Source organism: Desulfosarcina sp., assembly GCF_033791525.1.
Classification (GTDB): domain Bacteria; phylum Desulfobacterota; class Desulfobacteria; order Desulfobacterales; family Desulfosarcinaceae; genus Desulfosarcina.
The window spans coordinates 1-3,408 of sequence record NZ_JASJGN010000131.1 but is presented as its reverse complement, the minus strand read 5'-3'; the positions used below and the strand labels follow the sequence as shown (position 1 = coordinate 3,408).

Below are 3,408 nucleotides of genomic sequence, written 5' to 3'. Positions count from 1 at the left end.
TATCGCTACCACATCCTCAACCGGCCCATCGCCCCGGCCATCGGCCGGCAGTTCGTCTGGCACATCCGCACACCGTTGGACACGGCGGCGATGATGCAGGCCGCCGGAACGCTTCTGGGCGAACACGATTTCAAGGCGTTTGAAGGCGCAGGAAGCCCCAGGGCGCACACCGTTCGAACCATCATCGCCTCGACCGTAAACGCACCCGGAGAGGGCAACCTGACCTATACGATCGCCGCCAACGGGTTCCTGCGTTTCATGGTGCGAAATATCGTGGGGACCCTGGTAGAAGTGGGGTTGGGAAAACGGTCTGTTGCCGACATCCAAAACATTCTGCTGTCCAAAGACCGCTCACAGGCCGGCGCCACGGCACCGGCACAGGGGCTCTTTTTAATGGATGTGGCGTATGACTGACCTGGCCGTTGAACCCACTAATAACAGGCCCATGGAAACAAGGACGGGGCTGACCCCGAAGGTGACCGCCCCGCACGCACTTTAGGCAGATGTATGGATATCTATCAACGGATGATCCTCGTGGACGAATCCAAACCCGGGGCCAATATTTTTTATACCTCTGCTATCCAACAACTGTTTTTTCAGACGGCGTAAAAAGCACCTTGTCCTGAATCAGTTTCAATATGTCCGCCCGTTGCATGCCCATTTCCTCACCGAGAATCAATTCCGCGTGTTCGCCCAGTAACGGCGGCCGACGCCTTACCGACGGCGATGCGTCCGAGAACTTGTATGGGAATCCCAACTGCGGGATTTCCTTTTCGATGGGGTGCGGCATGCTAAACATCATGTCACGGGCCTTGACATGGGGAGATGCGAACACCTCCTCCATATCGAGGATCGGTCCGCATGGGATACCGGCCTCCTCGAAAAGCTGCAACCACTCCCGGCTGGTTTTGGCCCCCATTTTCTCCTCAAAAATCGGCATGATCTCATCACGGTGCCGGACTCGGTCGTTATTAGTGGCAAATCGCGGATCCTCAATCAGGTGCGATAGTCCCAGAAGATGGCAAAACTTAGCATACATGACATCGCTGGTCGCCGCCACCTGAACCCAGCGCCCGTCGGAAGCCATGAACGCCCTGGCCGGTACCCGGTGAATATGGTCCAGCCCCCAACGCTCGGGGGCTTTTCCGGTGGTGAAGTAATCCATGGCCATAGTGGTCAGCCAACTGATCACCCCGTCATACAGTGAGACATCAATATACTGCCCCTTGCCGGTTTCCATGCGATGGATCGTGGCGGCCAAGATGGCGGTGACCGCGTGGGAGGCTGCCGTAAGATCCGTAATCGGCAAACCGATTTTAACGGGCGGGCCATTGCGCTCACCGGTGATGGACATCAAACCGGTCATCCCCTGGATTATGGGATCATAGGCTTTTTTGTCGCGATACGGCCCATCCTGGCCAAAACCGGAAATGGCGCAATAAATGATCTGCGGATTTTCTTTTTTCAGGGTATCGTAATCGATGCCCAGCTTGGCGGCCACACCCGGCGTAAAATTCTCCACGACAACGTCCGCCTCAGCGGCCAGCTTCAAGACGATCTTTTTGGCCTGTGGGTCTTTCAGGTTCAGGGCAATGGATCGTTTGTTGCGATTGAGCGCCAGAAAATAAGCGCTGACCCCGTTTTTCATTATCGGAGGCCAAAAACGACTTTCATCGCCGTTGGGAGGTTCGATTTTAGTGACCTCCGCGCCCAGGTCCCCCAACATCATCGTGGCGAAGGGGCCGGACAACACGCGGGTAAAATCAAGTATTTTCATTTTTTTCAGCAGGGGGTTGCCTTCCATGTTGCCCATCCAATTTAGGGTTGAGGGTAAACTGACGAATGTCCGAAACAACGGGCAATCGAAAGCGTCGCGGGAGGTCCAACCGGCCATTGGAAGTGGCGAGGTTTCCGGTTGCCGCCATCTCTACTCGACCTGGGCCGCCGTGGGCTTTTATTATTTTATAACGCCCATTTCTCTCCAGAATTTTTCCGCCTCGAGATGCAAGGGTGCAGATATGCCGCTAAGCCCGTTTCTTGTTATTTGTGGCCAACCGAAGGGTCCTTATTTACGCAAGCTGAATTTCTTCTTGAATATGGATCTGGCAATCATGTTCTTCTGGGCCTCGGTGGTGCCACCACCGATCTGAAACATGCGCACATCCCTGAACATCCGCTCGAGGGGCAACGATTGTGAATACCCGGCTGCACCGAACATCTGCAGGCTCTCGCTGACCACATGCAGCGCCGCGTGTCCAGTGTAGGCCTTGGCCATGGAAGCTTCATCCATAAGGGGCAACCGGACATTGTTGGGTAGTTCCCTGGCATTACAGGCCGCACGGTAGATCAGCAAACGGGCGGCGTTGAGCTCCGTTTCTCCATCCGCCATCATCCATTGGAGACCTTGAAACTCCGATATCGGACGGCCAAAGGCATGTCTTTTTTTCATATGTTCAATGGCCAGATCATGGGCGCCCTGGGCGATCCCCAAGGCAACCGCGCTGGCACCGACCCGCTGGCCATTGTATCCGTACATCAGTTTTTTAAAGCCTTCGTTGCCATCACCGTTGACGACGACATTGTCGGCAGGCACCACGCAGTTTTTGAATATCAGTTCGGTTTCCGGGATTCCCCTCAACCCCATGGCATTTTCAACGGTCCCAAAGGTAAATCCCGGGGTTCCCTTATCCACCAATATGCCGCCGATGCCCAGGTCGTTGCCATCCTCGATGAACCGGCAGAAGATCAGGTTGGTGACCGATACACCGCCCCCGGTAATCCAGTGTTTGATACCGTTGACCACATAGTTGTCGCCCTGTTTCTCGGCAGTTGAGCTAAGGTCGGTCAATGCGGTTCCGGCTTCCGGTTCGGTCATACCGATGGCCGGTTTGTCCCCTTCCTGCAGGATGCGCCGGGCCACCAGCGAGCGTTGTTCGTCGGTGCCGTAAGCCATGACGCAGCCCAGCGCCCCCATGTTGGTTTCGACGATCGCGCGGGCGGTGACACCGCAGTATTTGGCTGTTGTTTCGATGGCCAGCACTGCGTCGATTAGCGGGCTACCCTGACCGCCGAGGGCTTCGGGAATGGTCATGCCCAATACACCCATTTCCCGAAGCTGGTGGATGTTCTCCCATGGATATTCGTGATTTTCATCCCACCGTGCAGCCTTTTTGGCGAAAACGTTCCTGCCGACATCGTCTAGTGAGGACACGATCTGTTTCTGTTCTTCGGTAAGTTTAAAATCCATCCGTCTAATACTCTCCTTATCTAGTGTCCATCCAGAAATGAGGAATTTTGGTCGAGATCAAGGCATGCGAAAAATTTTACCGCAGGCATATAGTTGATATTCCGAGGATAAAATTTTGAGCATAACGCAGACATCGGGCAAAATAACCGTTTCTGGATGGG

The 3,408-nt window shown here is 54.8% G+C and carries 3 protein-coding genes; 1 reads left to right on the top strand and 2 read right to left on the bottom strand.

Annotated elements, in window-relative coordinates; genetic code table 11:
• A partial coding sequence (locus QNK41_RS06120) for a tRNA pseudouridine synthase A (RefSeq protein WP_413815121.1) occupies positions 1 to 414 on the top strand: 414 nt, incomplete at its 5' end.
• 163 nt (positions 415 to 577) lie between these two features.
• On the opposite strand, the gene QNK41_RS06115 is transcribed toward QNK41_RS06120, so the two are convergent.
• Together QNK41_RS06115 and QNK41_RS06110 are read right to left on the bottom strand one after the other, a co-directional pair.
• Positions 578 to 1,804: a CoA transferase gene (locus tag QNK41_RS06115; protein WP_319254815.1), complete on the bottom strand. Its 1,227-nt coding sequence runs from the start codon at positions 1,802 to 1,804 to the stop codon at positions 578 to 580.
• A gap of 261 nt (positions 1,805 to 2,065) precedes the next feature.
• Entirely contained in the window at positions 2,066 to 3,247 is a 1,182-nt protein-coding gene (locus QNK41_RS06110; RefSeq protein ID WP_319254813.1) for an acyl-CoA dehydrogenase family protein, read from the bottom strand.
• Positions 3,248 to 3,408 lie beyond the last annotated feature (161 nt).

Coding starts and splice junctions, on each gene's coding strand:
- QNK41_RS06115 (WP_319254815.1), bottom strand. CDS start 1,804: ATGGAAGGCAACCCCCTGCTGAAAAAAATGAAAATACTTGATTTTACC.
- QNK41_RS06110 (WP_319254813.1), bottom strand. CDS start 3,247: ATGGATTTTAAACTTACCGAAGAACAGAAACAGATCGTGTCCTCACTA.